5 protein-coding genes are annotated in these 15,739 nt (G+C 68.7%); all 5 read right to left on the bottom strand.

The annotated features are described in order from the left end of the window. Positions 1 to 12 precede the first annotated feature (12 nt). Positions 13 to 339 carry a hypothetical protein gene (locus ACZ5XO_RS06490; RefSeq protein ID WP_464164453.1) on the bottom strand — a complete coding sequence of 109 codons (327 nt, stop codon included), beginning with the start codon at positions 337 to 339 and terminating at the stop codon, positions 13 to 15. A 93-nt stretch (positions 340 to 432) separates the two neighbouring features. Then, on the bottom strand, positions 433 to 912 hold the full coding sequence (locus ACZ5XO_RS06485) for a hypothetical protein (RefSeq protein ID WP_464164452.1): 480 nt from the start codon (positions 910 to 912) through the stop codon (positions 433 to 435). A gap of 4 nt (positions 913 to 916) precedes the next feature. Further along, entirely contained in the window at positions 917 to 1,498 is a 582-nt protein-coding gene (locus ACZ5XO_RS06480; RefSeq protein WP_464164451.1) for an OmpH/Skp family outer membrane protein, read from the bottom strand. Positions 1,499 to 1,501: 3 nt separating this feature from the next. Further along, entirely contained in the window at positions 1,502 to 2,281 is a 780-nt protein-coding gene (locus ACZ5XO_RS06475; protein ID WP_464164450.1) for a SapC family protein, read from the bottom strand. A 63-nt stretch (positions 2,282 to 2,344) separates the two neighbouring features. After that, positions 2,345 to 15,673, bottom strand: a complete 13,329-nt coding sequence (locus ACZ5XO_RS06470) for a filamentous haemagglutinin family protein (protein ID WP_464164449.1) — start codon at positions 15,671 to 15,673, stop codon at positions 2,345 to 2,347. Positions 15,674 to 15,739: the final 66 nt, after the last annotated feature.

The following is a 15,739-nucleotide window of genomic DNA, read 5'->3' as shown; positions in this document are numbered from 1 at the left end:
AGGCGCATCACGTCAGGCTCGGGGAGGACGTTCCAGGCCGCCGGGAACAGGCGTCAGGACCAGATGATCCGACTGCGGTCGCAGACGCGCCGACAGGGACGGCGCCTGAATTTCAACGTCGTTCAGCTTCATCGCGCCGCCGCCATGGTGGCAATGACCGTGGGCGCAGACGCCGTGCTGCCCCCCCTTGTCGGAGTGATCGCCCTGACCCGCCTCATGCGCCACGTAACCGTGCGCCGATGGAGGTTCCGGCGCACATGTCGCCGCATCAACCATAGGCGTAGCCACGAACACGGTGAAGACCAGGGTCATCACCGCCAAAAGTCCATGCAGTTTCATGCATAGCCGCGCCATACGGCCGACCTAGGCAGGTCCTCGGCGGTTGGCAATCTGTTATAAGGTTCGCGAAGTCTTCTGACCAACGGGAGCGGATCAAACACCCGCCCCCTGATCGCCTTCAACCGCCTCGGTCGAGGCGGGCTCCAACTGTATCGCCAGACGCAACGGTTGCAGCATATCTGGCGGCGGCGATGCGAGGCGACGTCCCTCGACCGCAACCTTGAGCTCAGCATTGACCTCCGGCGGATTCGAGGACGCCGCCTCGACCCGATGAACCACGCCTTCATCGTCGATCCAGAGCCGCAGCTCCAGAGGAGGCGCAGGTTGATCGGCCGCCAGGCGAGTCCGGTCCAGATAAAGACGTACGCCCGCCGCTGCTTCATCCTGAAGCCATGTGGCGACAGCCCGGTTCGCCGTCTCGGCATAGGCGACCCAGGCCGCCGGCGCGGCTTCGGGGGCCAGACGTGGCGACGGTTCCTGCGCCGCCGCCGGCGCGACAAGTCCGAAGGCGGCGGCCACCCCCGTGACCAGGGACTTCCAACCCGAAAACTTGGAGCGACCGGCGCCGTTCATGATCTCAGCGCCCCGGCGCCTGGAGCAGGCGCTCGCGTTCGAAGGTGATTGATGACAGGCGAGCATCCAGAGCCTGGACCACATCGGCTGTCAGATCATTGGCGAAATTCCCTCCCAGCGCGGTGTTGCGATCCAGCAGCAGGCCGCAGGCCTTCGCCGCATAGACCTGGGCGATCATGGGCTGGGCTTCGTTGGCGATGCGCTCCATAGCCTTGATCCTGGTGGCTTCGACCTCCTGGCTGGCGTGGGCGGCCTTTTGCTGCAGAGCTTGCCACTGAGCCGCAAGCTCCTCGGCGCGTTGACGCCGGGCGGCGTTGTCGGCCTGGCCTTCGAGCGCCCGCAGTTGCGCCTCCAGCGGCTGACGCTCGGTCTCGATCTCGGCCTGGGCGGCAGCCGCCAACGCCTGCAGACGGGCGCTGGCGGCCTTGCCGGCGGCGGCGTTGGCGAAGACCGCCTCGCGCGACAGCAGGCAGACGCCCGGTATGACCGGACCGTCCAGCGGTTGGGCCTGTTGCGCGGCGGCCGGCAGGGCGACGCCCGCGACGGCGACGAGGGTCAGGGCGGCGAGGAAGTTACGGGTGCTCATGGGTCAGGCTTTCTTGGACTTGGTCGGCTTGGTCTCGGGCGCGGCGGTCGCCGCCGCCTGCCCGTGCAGGGTCAGCAGCGCGCCGAAACGCTCCAGCGAGGCCAGATGGAAGTGAACCAGCGCCAGCCAGCCCTTACGATGCCAGTCCAGCACGACAGCTTCATCAAGCTTGGCGAACCGTTCCGTGTCGATGATCTGGAAACCGTCGAGACCCAGCTTGCGGCCGTCCGGCAGGGTGACGTCGGCGCGGCGGTCGATCAGCAGGCCCTGGGCGCGCAAGGCCTCGCCGAAGGCCTGGGTTGCGGCGGCCTCGCCCTGGAAGGCATTGCAGAAGGCCATGGCCTCCTGCGTCAGTTGCGTCGGCTGGTCGCCGTCGAACAGGGGCGCGCCCTCTTCGCCCGAAACGGCCAGACGCTCCGAGGCCGCATCGACGGCCAGGGCGAAACCATCAGGATTGACGGTGGCGATGAAGCCGAACGGGTAACGGCGCACATAGGCGGGCACATAGGCGTCCTCGGTCCAGCGGCCGTCGGCGACGAACAGGTTGCGCTGTTCCAGACCCAGGACGACGACGGGTTGCGCCCCCTCCCCGGCCGAAAAGACGACGGGATAGTTGCGCGCGGCGGCGGCGATCTCGCTGACCACCACGGGGACGAAGGGCGTGTCGGCGGCGAAGGCCGCGTCGCCGTCCTTCAGGCGCCAGCCTTCGTGCTGGACCGCCGAAAGCGGCTGGGGGTCGCGGTAGAAGAGCGGCAAGGCGCCCGCAGGAGAAGCGTCGGACATGGGATACTCCAGTCGAAAGAAGGGAACGTGAAGGGAGGCGCTTCGGCCTCCCTCCCGCTGTGGTTACTCGCCGAAGCCGAGGAAGCGGCTGGTGATGATGGCGGGGATGTCGCCGGTCGGCTTGGGACGGGCGCGCTCGGCCAGACGGGCGGCCTCGGCCACGACCGAACTGCTGGCCGAAGAGGCCGCCGTCAGGGCGCCGGTGTTGACCGCCGCCACCGCCGGGATGCCCACGGCGTCGCCCTTGACCTGGATGTTGGCGGCGTTGACCACCTGCAGCGCAGCCAGGTTGACATTGCCCGAGACGCGGATGCCCGCCTCGCCCGCATCGATCGTGCCCAGGGGCGCGATCAGGTCCACGTCGCCCGCCGGGATCTCCGGGATCGGGTTCAGTGTGGCGATGCCGGCGCCGGTGTTCTGGGTCGGCGGCGACAGGGTGACGTTGCCGTACAGGTCATAGACCCGGCGCGGCGGCTGATAGACGGCGGTCGACTTGGACCCCCGCCCGGCGTTGATGTCGCCCTGGGCCGACCACATGAACAGGTCGCCGCCGAAGGTGGTGAAGACCCGGCTCTGGCCCAGCAGCACCGACCCCAGCGAATAGACGTCGATGTCGCCAGAGCCCATGGACAGGACGCCCGCCGTCGAGGGCGGCGCCACGCCGCCGACGCCGACCACCGTCTGGCCGCCCGCCACCAGCATCTCGATATTGCCGCCGAACAGGGTCCGCACCGCCGAACCGCCGAACATGGTCAGGTCGCCGGCGTAGGAGATCTCCTTTCCGCTGGCGTCCTTCTCGGGAAGCAGGACGGAGATGGCGTTTCGGCCGCGCAGATAGCTGCCGAAGCGCGCACCATTGGGGTCGTTATACTCGCGACCGCCCGCCTTCAGCTCGTCGAAATAGGCCAGCCGAACGAAGACGGCGCGCTGCTGACGATCCAGACCGTCGAAGTAGGTCAGGGCGTCCTTGGCATCCGCCGCTTCATAGCCGAAGCGCTCTTTCAACCACTGGATCAGCTCGACGTCGTAGGTCTTGACCACCTTGCCAGGCTGATCGGCCAGAGGACGCCCGACCTCGGCCAGATTGGCCGGATCAAGATACAGCTTGGCGAAGGCGTCATAGTTGGGACCGCCCGCCCCGACCCCGGTCAGGATCGAGATGCCCGCCCCGCCGTTGCGGGTCGAGGGCGACAGGTCGAACAGCGGGCCTACGCTGGTGAAGCGCCCGTTGCCGGCCTGATAAATGTTGCGTCCCGCCTCGACCACCAGATTGCCAGGGCCCGCCACGGTCATGTTGCCGTAGATGATGTCCCGGCCCGCCGAGATCAGCGAGATGTCGGACGGGTCGTTGTGCACCACCAGGCCGCCCTGGTTGAACACGCCGAACAGATAGACCGGCGCGCCGCGGCATTCGACCGGACCGCTGTTCATGCAACCGATCGACGTGCCGGTGCCCAGGTTGACGATATCGCGAGAGGCCCGCAGGTCGACCGAGCCGGAGTTGACGTAGAGCTGCGACTGACCGTCATAGGTGATGAAGCCGAAGTTCAGATTGCTGATGTCGCCGTCAGCCGCATAGAAGAGCGCCGGATTTTGACGCCCGGTCCGCAGCGTGCCCGTCGCCGTGTCCGGCTGGAAGGCCAGCAAGCCGCCGAGGATCGTCGCATTGCCCTTGATCGGCTGGACCACGTTCACCGGCGCGCCTTGCGTGTCGCGCCATTCGGTCATCCACACCGGACGGAACGGGTTGGGCAACAGATCCAGCGTCCGGGCCATGCCCGACAGGGCGACCGGGCGACCGGCGGCGTAGGACCCGCCCCCGTCCGGGTCGCGCGAACCGCCGCCCAGGATCGAGGTTCCCGCCAGGTATTCGACCAGGCCCATTGAAGACGGTGCCAGCTCCAGCGGCGGGATGCCGCCGCCGCAGTTGTCGTCGCAACGGTCCGCGCTCCAGCGGATGCTGCCCTCGGCCGCCGTCACCCGCAGGATGGGCGGGTACCAGTAGCGACCGTCGCGCACCGCGCCGTTGCCGGAAGCCGCCGTGATCGGAGTCACGTCGCCGCCCGCGCTGAACAGGCTGATGCTGGTGTCGTCGCGCCACAGCGAGAAGCTGGTCTGCATCACCAGACCGTCCGGTCGCAGGAACTCGCCGGCGGCGTTGACGTATCCGATCGAAACCCCGCCCATCGAGGTCTGGGTCGAGCCCGGATCGCCGACGCCGGCCAGGATCAGATCGCCGCGCGTGTCGATGCGTACGTCGGCGTCGCCGATCACCAGGGTGAGGCCGCCGCTCGGCAGGTGGAAGGCGGTCCGCAGCGGATCAGGCAGACGCGGGTCCAGCATGTCGACCGCGGCGCTGTAGGCGCCCGCGCCGACCCCGCCGGACAGGATGGAGACCTGACCACGCAGATTGGTCACGCTGCCCGCCAGATCCGAAGGCATGTGGGACGCCGCGCCCGGGTTCAGAACGCCGCCCAGACGGATGTCGATATCGCCGCCGCCGGTCTGGACCACCGTCCCGTCCGTAACGATCCCCGCCGTGCGCGTCACCGAGGTCACGCGGCCGGTGCCGCCGACGGCGAAGTGCAGGCCCGAGCTGGAGATGCGGATCCGGCTCGTGTCCGAAACCCCATCCAGCCCCCGGCCCCAGTCCTGCGTCACGCCGGCGTCGCCGCCGGCACGCACCGTCAGATTGCCGCCGCCGAGGGCGCCGATGCCCATGAAGCCTTCCAGCATCGGAGCATTAAAGCCGACGAAGTCATTGAGAGCGCTGGAATTGTTCGGAACATATCCGCCGAAGTTGATCCACCAGGCCGTCGGAACGTCCTGCCCCAGAGCGACCGAGACGCCGTTCTCGCTGACGCCATAGCCGCCCTGGCGCCACAGCCAGTTGCCGATCCGTCCGCTGCCCACGCGCTGATAGGCGAAGTCCCGATCGGTCGAATAGCCGGACATGTCGCCCTGGACCGCCAGCAGCATGTCGCCGCCGTGCTCGGGATACCAGGCCTGATAGTCGCGGATGGCGTCGGCGTAGCCGTCGAAGTTCGGCCCGATCCAGGGGTTGGCCAGACCGGCCGAGGCCGTCAGCGTGGCGCGCGGCTGGTTGAAGACATTGTGCCCGTCCAGCGTCAGCCCGCCGATCTCGGCCGAGGGCGTGCCCGCCGTATAGACGCCGTACAGCGACATCTGGCGGTAGTCGCCGCCTGCGAGCAGGTCCAGAGACCCCACGCCTGTGCGGATGACGCTGAAGTTCTGCATCAGCTTCATCCCCTCCAGCCAGTTGGGATTGAAGCCGTCCGTCAGGGCCGCCTGCGGGTTCACATAGTGACGATCCGACAGGGTCAGGTCGCCCGAGTGGCCCGTGCGGACCAGATCGGTCGCCGCCCGCAGGGTCCGGCCGTCGGCTGAGCCGATGTCGGCGCCCGCGACCAGACGCATCGACCAGGACTGCGACCCCGCCGCCAGCATGGGCGCCACGGCCCAGATGCGGCCCTGCGTGCCGTCCGCCTGTATCGGTCGGGTGTTGTGCGGCCCGCCCGCGCCCAGCAACTGCAGGTCGACGCCCGCCGGGATCAGGGTTCCGGCGTTCACCGTCACATTGCTGTTCAGCGCAACGTCAGCCGCGAAGACGTTCATCGGCGTGCCTGCCGGAACGACCGTCGGAGCAATGCCGCGGGTCTGGCCCAGAACCGTCGGAATGACCGCGCCCGCCCCCCAGTAGGTCCCGGAGCGAACGAACTTGCCGACGTTGATGACGTCGCCCTGGCGGTGCGTCGGCGCAGCGCCAGCCTTGAAGGCCGCCTCACTGGCCCAGATGTCCACCGGAACGGTCCACGCCGCGCTGCGCGACATGGCGATGGTGGTGGAGACGAAACCGAACGGGATGCGGACACCGGTGCGGATGGTGGTGAAGTTGCGCACCTCGATGTCGAAATCGAGCACCACGGTCGAGGCCGCGCCGCCGGGAATGGTGGTCGCATTGCCCGAGGCCCCGCCGACCAGGGTGTAGCTGGCGTCCAGAACCACCGGCTCGGTCTGCAGGCCCGTCAGACCGGCGACCAGGACCGTGCTGGCTCGCGGGATGACGTCACCCGCCTTCAGCTGGGTCGTCGTGGACAGGGTCAGGACGGCAGGCAAAGCCACGCCCTTGGGCCAGGTCATCGCCTTCAGCGAGACGCCCATCGGCAGCAGCGCGCCGCGGCCCAGTTCCGTGTCAGCCGGCAAGGTCGTGCCCGCCTTCAGAATGGTTCCGCGCTCGAGCACCGAGCCGTCCGGCAGGCGAATGGCCGAGGTCGCCACCCAGTCCTGCGGCAGGACCGCTGGCTGAGACAGGCTGACGTCCGCTTCGATCACCTGGTTGCCGATGACGCTGAAGTCCCTGACGGGCGCGTCGAAGGTCAGGCTGACCCCGGCCGGGAAGGCCGCGCCCGGCGACAGACGCACCGGCGCCATCAGCTGATGATCGGCCGGTAGAGCGAAGAAGCCGCCCGCGTCCGCCGTGTTGTAGAGCACCCAACCGTTGTCGTCGGGCGTACGCGCCGGCTCGCCGAAGCCGTCGGTGATGCTGCCGTAGATGTTCAGGTCGTCAGCGGCGCGAACCAGCAGGACGCCCGCCTCGCCCGAACCATAGACGCCGGTCATCGGGGTGTCGGGGTTCAGGCTGGCGTAGCGATAGCCCGCCAGGTTCAGGTCGCCCGACACGCTCAGGCTCTGCCCCGGCGCGCTGGTCAGCTCGACGCCCGGACGCAGGTGGAAGGCGTCCTGATAGGCCCGCAGCCCGGCCAGACGGCCCAGCAGGGCCTGATTGGCGATGGCGGCGTTGATGAAGGCCGTGCTGTCGGCATGGACGCCGTCCATCAGGGCCTGATTGATGACCCCGCCCGCCGGTTGATAGGTGCGGAAGCCGTTGACCGACAGGCTGTCGGCCCCCTTGATCGTCAGCACGCCGCCCGCCTCGATGGCGATGTCGTCGCCGCCCAGACGCGGGGCGTTCAGCTCGACGCGGCCGCGATTGACGCCGTCGGGCGACGACAGGTCCAGCGCCGCGCCCGAAGCCAGGGTCAGGGTCCCGGCCTTGCTGCCCAGCTCGATGTGGGCGCGGTTCGAGGCTTCGATGGGCGCGCCGTAGCCGTCGACCACGATGCTGTCGGCGCTGGCGTCCAGCACGGCCGTCGAGGCCAGGGTCAGGTCGTCGCGCGCCGACAGGCGGATCGAGCCCGGACGGGCGCCGCTGGCGTCGATGCGGCCGTTGACGATCAGGTCGCCGCCGTCGGCCGCGATGGTCACCTCACGCGCCTTGACCTCGTCGCCGACCACCAGATCGCCGCTCTTGACGACGAAGCTGCGGCTCTCGGTGACGCCCGTCTGCGTCAGCCGCTCGTTCAGGTCGCGGAAGTCGCTGACGACGTTGGCGCGGATGTCGATCGAGCCGTTGCGCAACGAGGCGTCGGGGCCCTTGTCGCCATTGCGGGCATGGGCCTCGATGACGCCGTTCAGGGTCGCCGCGCCGTTCAGAGCCGTGATCTTCAGCGTGCCCGCGTGGTTGTGGTCGGCGCTCAGGTCGATCCTGGACCCCGCGGACGCGATGACGTTCCCCTGCGCGCTTTCCAGCTCGACGTCGCCGCCCCAGCTGTAGCGCGTCTCCTCGAAGAAATCGGTGGCCTTGCCCGCCAGATCGAGGCGCGCCTTGTCGCCCAGGACGATGTCGCCCTCGGTCGCCGTCAGGACCAGTCGGCCGCTGGGCAGGGCGATGGTGGTGTCCGCCGTGATGCTGGCGGCGGTCATCCTGATCTCGGCTCCCAGTTGCGGCTTGGGCGCCTCGGCGACGGAGGCCCCTTCGGGGGCGGTCAGGTTGATGGCCCCGCCCGCCTTGTAGTGCAGGCTGGAGCCGGCCTGGCCCGTCAGCAGCGGCGTGGTCAGGTTCAGCACGCCGCCCTGCCCCGGCTGACCGTGAACGGTCTGGGACTGATAGACGGCCAGCTCGCCCTTGTGGTTGCTCTCGATCCGCTGCGAGGCCGTCAGGTTGACGGTGCTGAAGCCCAGAGCCAGCCGGTTCATCGGCGTGGCGTCGGTGATCGCCACCCCGTCCTGGTGACCCAGCACGATGCGGTCGGCGATCAGGTTCAGCGTGCCCATGCCCGTTCCCGCGCCGCCGGCGACCGGCGCCCCAGGCTGACCGGGAACGATGGTCGGGCTGTAGCTCGGTCCCTGTGCGCCCAGAACGCCGTTCCAGACCAGGGTCCCGGTCGTGATCTGGGCCACGTCCCCGGCCCCGCCCGCGCCATAGAGGGCCGGCGTGTTCAGCACCAGTTGCAGGGCCGAAACGCCCGTGGCGGCGTCACGGGTGTCCAGACTGATGGAGCCGTAGAAGTTGACCGACTGGCTGGCCGACAGGATCAGGCGCTCCAGCCTGGGCGCGCCCGTGCTCTGATCGCCCGCCATCAGGCGGTCCAGTACGGACTGGTTCAGGGCGATGCCAGACGGCAGGACGCCGCCCTCGCCCGCAGAGGCCAGGGCCTCGCTGGTCCCGATGTTCACCGAGGCCGACGAGAAGACCAGATAGCGCGCGCCATAGTTGACGTTCTCGCCCAGGCTGACCGCGCCCGGCGTGACGAAGCTGAGCGTGCCGTCGGAATAGAGGGCGGCGCCGTCCTCGACCGTGATGACGGCGGTGGCGCCCGCCGAGGCGTTGCTGTTGAACTCCAGCAGGCCGTTGGACACCGCCAGCAGGTTCACATTATTGGCCCGCAGGCTGTAGCCCATGGTCGAGTCGAAAGCCGGATCGCCCTTGCCCAGGGTCGTGATGCGGGCGCCGTCCTCCACCAGAATGTCAGCGTTACGGTCGGCGATCAGCAGGACCTGCGGCCCTTGCAGAACCGCGCCCTCGCGCAAGGCGACGCCGCCGAAACCGCGTGCGCTGAGGCTGATCTGGTTCGGCCAGCCGCCACCTGCAACAACCTGGATTTCGGTTGACTGGTTGGCCGTGAAGACGCGGTGCGCCGCGCCGCCCAGGGTCATGATCTTGGCCCCGACCGCATTCAGATCGGAGGCGTAAAGCGACAGGTAGCCGTCGCCCGACTTCGTCGCGCCGTCAGCCAGAATTTCCAGCGTGTAATTCTCGCTGTCGTAATAGTCCCCCCCGACCACAGCCAGCGCGCCGCCGATGCCGCCCTCGGCCGCGTCGAACAGGCCCTTGCCCTTGAAGGAGAAGGCCGGACGTTCCTTGTCCGCATCCGGCGCCAGGGCCAGGATGAAGGTCTTGCCGTCTTCCGGCAGGAAGGGCAGCGGGCTGTCGAACAGGGCCGACGCCGGCGCCTTGACCAGGAATTCGCCGAAGCTGGTCTCGTTGTACTGCGAATAGGTGCGGACCACCTTGGCCGGGGTCAGGATAGCCTCGACCTTCAGGCTGCTGCGGGCATCCGTGTGCGCCACGCCCGTGGTCAGGCCCAGATGGGTCGAGCCGTCAGCCAGACGGGTCACGCCGTTGGCGCCCGCCGGGACGTTGCGGCCCAGCTCGACGCGGAAAGCCCCCTCCATCAGGGCGTACTCGGCGGGCAGCAGGGTGTAGACGCCCGCGGCCAGACCCTCGATCCCGGCCGGAATGACGATCTGCTGACCGAGCCCCGGCTGGGCGTGGCCGTCGGTGGCGTTCGGCGCGACCGAAGCCCCGTAGGACGGCACGATGGCGTAAACCTTGTTGTCCGCATGACTCAGGCCCTCGAAGGCCGGACTGACATTGGCCAGGGCTGTCTTCAGCACGTCCACCGAGCCGCCGCGTCCCGTGATGAAGCCGGCGCCCGCAGGCGTGCCGCCGCCCGACAGGTCCAGCACCGAGCCCTCGTCGGCGCGCAGCGAGCCCAGCACCATGACCCCCTGCGAGGCGTTGGTGCTCTTCAGCTCGACGCCGTTCAGCAGCCACTTCAGGCCGTCGGTCGTCCCGCCGTAGGGAACGACCAGATCCCTGGCGCTGACTGAGGTCAGGCTGCCGGGCAGCAGGTTGACTTCCCGGGTCGTGACCGAGGTGTTCGACCACCAGGACTGGCCGGGCTGCAACTGGTCGGGGCCGGGCACGAACTTGTCGCCGCCGACGCCGAGAGTGATCGAACCCATCGGCGCGCGCAGCACGCCGCCCTGGTTGATGATGTCGGCTCCCACCGTCAGCGATCCATACAGCGACAGCGGCGCCGAGGGCGTCACGCCGTCCAGCTTGTGGAAGCTGACCGTGCCGCCGGGAACCAGCGACTGATAGCCGATGGTGTTGCCCGGAATGCGATAGGTGTACTTGCCGGCGTAGATCGCCGAGACGGCGCCGGTGATCGGATAGATCTGGGCGGCCGTCAGGGCGATGTTGCTCATCGCATTGACCTCGCCCCCGGTCAGGCGGATGTCGCTGCCGCTGATGATGTTGATCTGGCCGTGAGCGGCGTACTCGTATTCGTGCTGACGCCCGTCCGACAGACCGACCGAGCCGTTTACGCCGAATTGGGCCCCGCCCATGTCGACCAGCCCGCCCCTGATGGTCAGGACGCCGTCGCCCATGTCGGGAATCTTGAACAGGGCCTGGGTCCCGTCCTCCCAGCGGACCTGGTTGTTACCCCGCATCGTGCCGGCCGAGGCGAAGCGCACATAGGCGGCGCTGAGGGTCGAATCCTGATCCGCGCCGTCGCCCACCGAGCCGATGGTTCCCGACAGGGTCAGATTGCGCGACAGGTTCAGGTTGACCGGACCGTCCAGCAGGATGACGTCGGTCGTATCCAGGGTCAGGCTGCCGAAGCCGCCTGAGGTGATCTGATCCACGCCGATGCGGGCCTGACCGACCAGGTCCGCCCTGCCCTCATTGGAGGCGGCGGCGTCTGCGTTCAGTTGGCCCGGCGTCCAGCAGCCGGTGATGCAGTCGCCGTACTGTAGATCGGCTGCCAGACCGCTGTCCTGTTCGGCGCCGAGGATGATGCTGCGAAGGCGGCGCATGTAGTCGGGCATGTCGCGCACGCCCTTGCCCATCTGCGCCAGATAAGGCGTCGTCAGCTTGATCGACAGCAGGCCGCCCGATGCGTTCGCGCCGCCCGCATGGGCGCGCATGTCGCCATCCAGGAAGACGCCGTATTGCGACTGGAAGCGGATCGCGCCTCCGTCCGTGGCGACCGTCAGGCTGTGCCGATCATTGGTCAGACCCGAAGTCAGATAGTCGATTTCGGTCGCCGCGCCCGAGGCGTCCAGCACCGCGCCGGGGCGCACCACCACATAGGCCGCGCGCTGGCCGCCGACAGTGATCTCGCCGCCCCTTGAGACATGGCCGTATCGCAGACCGTCGGCGCCGACGGCGCTGACGCCCCGGCCCGACACGTCGATGACGCTCTTTTCGCCCAGCCACAGGGCGGTGGCGGGATCGTAGGACACATACGACGGCTGGTAGTCGAGGCGTTCGTTCTCCTCGTTGCCGGCGATCAGCGTCACCTTGCCGCCGCGCGCTTCGATACGGCCGTCGATCCGCATGCCCTCCATGGCGGTCAGGTTGACCGCCTGGCCGTCATCGACCCGAATGCTCGCGCCCTCGACCAGGACCAGTTCGCCGAGCAGACGCGCATCGGGCACGGTGTTGCCGTACCCCGTCAGCCAGTTGCGCTCGCTGAGAGCATGGGCGGTCAGGCTGAGACTGGCGCCCTGACGCTGGACGAAGCGTCCGTTGGCCGCGTCCTCGCGCAGCATCTCCGGCGTCCACAGCTCCAGGGCGTCGGACAGGGCCGCACCGCTGGCGAAGCTGGCGCTGTCGGCGGTGAAGCGGCGCACCGGGGCGCTCACGTCGATGTCGTCGCGGACATGCAGGTCGCCGCCCGCGCGGATGTCGTAACGCGAGAAACCGGTCTGGAAGAGATCAGCGTCCAGATTCAGCGGCTTGGCCAGCTTGACCGCGGAACTGAACACGGTCCCCGCCGTGATGGTTCGCCCGGCCTGAAGCGTCAGATCGGTCTGAAGAATGTCGCCCTTGGCGTAGGTGAAGGCCACCGGCGGAATGCTGACGCCGGTCGGCCATATGTCCGGATTGACAATAAAGCCTGCGGGAGCCTGGCCATAGCCGAGCTCCAGATAGGTCCCACCCGGAATGACCTGACCGCCGTAATAGATGTTCCAGTCCCCGTCATAGACCTCGAAGCCGTCCGGCACCGTCCAGTCGCTGGTCAGGGTGACCGCCGCGAAGTCCAGGCTGACGCTGGCCGGCAAGGGCTGTCCGGCCTCGACCCGGTCGATGGTGTAGGCGTAGTCGAACGGCAGGGCCTCGCCCGCCTTCAGCACCAGATCTTCCAGAAGCTGCAGATCCATCGGCGCCGGCTCGCCAGCCGCCAGTTCGTCGCCGCCGTTCATCACGGCCCCGCCGATGGTGATCGGACGACCCGCGGCCGAGACCGTCAGCGTGCCGCCAGCGTTCTCGCCCGTGCCATAGGCGCGGATGGCGCCGTCCAGCGTCATTTCGCCCATGGCGGTGCGCGGTTCATACCCCACCGCCAGACCGACCGAGCCCCCCTTGGCTCCGACCGTTTCGCCGTCCAGCAGGATGGCGGCCCCCGCCGAGACGTCGATCAGGCTGTCCTTGCCCAGCGTCAGGTCGCCCTGACGGCTTTCCAGCATGATCGTTCCGCCTTCCAGGTGGGCCAGGTCGCGGACGTCGCCGCCCGCCTTGACGTTCACCCACAGGCCGCTGGCGTCCAGCGTCACGCCCTCGCCGACCTTCAGATCGGTGACCGCGGCGCAGCCCGAGCTGCAGGGCGGAACCGCCGCCAGCGAAATGGAGCCGCTGCGCGCCGTGATGTCTGCATCGACCACGATGGTCTGGCCGCGCACGGCGACTTCGCCGCCGTGGCTCAGGGTCAGATCACCCTCGATCCTGACCTCGCCGCCGTTGATCCGCAGTCCGCCCAGACCCGCCGCGCTCAGCGCCTCGGCCGACAGGACCACCGTATTGGTCAGATCCGGCGTCAGGGCCGCGCCCGTCGTGACGCCGGTCGAGCCGCCGCCAGCGCCGACCACCACCGTGTTGTTGAACGGAATCTCATTGCCCGCCAGGGGCTGATAGCTCTGATGCAGGCGATTGCCGACATAGAACCCGCCCGCCAGCGGCGTGACGTTCTGCGGCAAGGCATAGCCGTCCAGTCGATTGGCGAAATCGCCCGAGATGATGCCGTCCTTGATGCTGGGCGGCGTCGTCGGACGGGCGCCGGTCTGGCGTTCGCCCGTCACCACGTCAGCGACGATCTGGCCGTCGAACAGGACAGTCGGAGCCGACAGGGACAGGACGCCCGCATCACGGCCGACGGTGTAGCCCGCCTCCCAGCGCACGCTGCGCGCCGAGCTGAACAGGGGCTGGGCGTAGACCTCCTGGAAGGCCTCGCCCCAGCGGTCGTGATTGACGACGAAGGCGTTGCCGACCGACAGCATCTTCACGCCCGCGGGCGCCTGGCCCAGGTCGTAGAGCTTGCCGTCCGAGCCCATCATCCGCGTCGACTGGATATAGCCCGCCGCATAGTCCAGCGAGCCGCCCGAGATGTCGAAGACGGCGCCCTTGTGGGCGACGATCTCGTTGCTGTTGATGTTGATGGTCCCGCCCTGGGCGGCCCATTCGCCGATGCCGTGAGCGGTGTTACCCAGATGACCGCCGACCTCGATCAGCCCCCCCGGCGTGTAATAGCGGTCGCCCTCATGCCCGCCCGTGCCGTCGGGCAGCAGGATCAGGTCGCGAATGTCGATCCAGACGTCGTTGTTCTTGAGCCCCTCGCCCTCGCGGTTCAGCGGCGAGTCGCGCAGCTCGAACGGCTGGATGTTCACCTTCAGATTGTTCGAGGCCATGTCCATGGCCACGTCGCGCACGCCCGAGACGTTCAGCTCGGCGCGGTCCTCGACCGTGGTGCGCTTCATCGCCGTGACAGCGATCTGGCCGCCCTGGGCGATGGTTTGGGAATCCGACAGGAAGGTCACGGAGCCGCCGGTGGCGATCTCGACCCGCGACATGTCCTTGCGGTCGGGCGTGCCGTAGGTGACGCGGTTGATCGCCTGGTTGTTCAGCCAGGTCGCGGGCGCGCCCGAGGTCTGCGCCGACTGCGCCAGCAGGGCGTCGCGCTGGGCGTTGGTGGCCGTGGCGTCGCTGTCGAGTTCAGGCAGGATCAGGGTCAGGCTGTCGCCGGTCAGGGTGACGCTGGATTCGCCGTCGCTCAGGTCCGTCAGCAAATGGATGGTGCCGCGCGTATTGACCGAGGTGGTGGCGATGGCGACGCCGTCCTGAACCACATGGCGACCGGCCAGGGTGATGTCGCCCTCGGCCGCCTGGATCAGGCCCTGGTTGACGACGCGGCCCGCCGCGCTGCCGGCGTCCAGGGTCACGGCGATCTCATAGCCGCGCGTGGTCGAGACCTGGTTGGCGTTGGTGCCGTAGCCGGGACGCATGATGAAGTCGTCGCCCGCCGCCATCAGGGTCTGGCCGCGCCCGGTGACGATCGTACCGGCGTTCGTGACTTCCTTGCCCAGCAGGGCCACGAAGCCGCCGCCCTCGACCACCGTCGCCGGCTTGGCCGTGGTGATCTGCGCCCCGGCCTCGACCGTCACGGCGCCGCCCGCATCGGTAAAGACCGGCACGAGGATCGGGGCCTCCCAGAAGTTGGCCGGCGGAATGGAGTTCGAGGTGATCCCGCGCTCAAGGAACTGGATGTTCGAGATATCGGCCGTGGCGGCGATCAGATTGCGGACGTTGACCTGCGAGGCGCCGCCGAAAATGATCCCGTTCCGGTTGATAATGTAGACCGAGCCGTCGGCCTTGATGCTGCCGAGGATCTTCGTCGGGTCGGCGCCGGCGTCGGTGACTCGGTTCAGGGCGACCCAGTCGGAATGCCCCTTCTGGTTGAAGACCAGATCCGTCTCGCGGCCGACGTTGAAGCTGTCCCAGGTCAGGATGGCCTTCTGCTCGGTCTGGCCGACGGTGACCGTGGTGCGGCCGTCCGTTCCTGTCGTCTGGGTCGGTCCGTTAGCGCCGACCCACAGGCTGGGGTCAAGCGTGACGCCCTCGGCCACCTGCAGGCCGCCCTGCCCCAGACCGTTGGGGATGTTGCTCTGAGCCGCCAGGGCGGCGGCGCGGGCGGCGGCCTGGGCGTCGGTCATGGCCTGACGCGTGGCGGCGGCCCGGGCGAAGGAGGCGATGGCGCGCTGGCTGGCGCTGCTGGTCTGGGTCGCCCGGCCGACCTCGGCCTGAATGGCCTGGGTCACGGCGGCGGTCGGGTTGGCGCCCGCTCCGCCTCGGCTGCCGAAGCCGCCCCGGTTCTGGGCCTCGGCGGCGCCGGCGACGATCAGGGAGCCGAGCGAGGCGCCGACCAGCAGGCGGCGGCGCAGCGAACGCGAGTCGAGACGGATCATCGGGCGATCTCCAGAGGCGCAGAGGCCGCAAGCGCGGCGGTCTGGCGAATGAGGAAGCAGACCGGG

It is taken from the genome of Brevundimonas sp. T2-11 (assembly GCF_055397675.1).
This window is presented reverse-complemented; position numbering and strand designations above follow the sequence as displayed.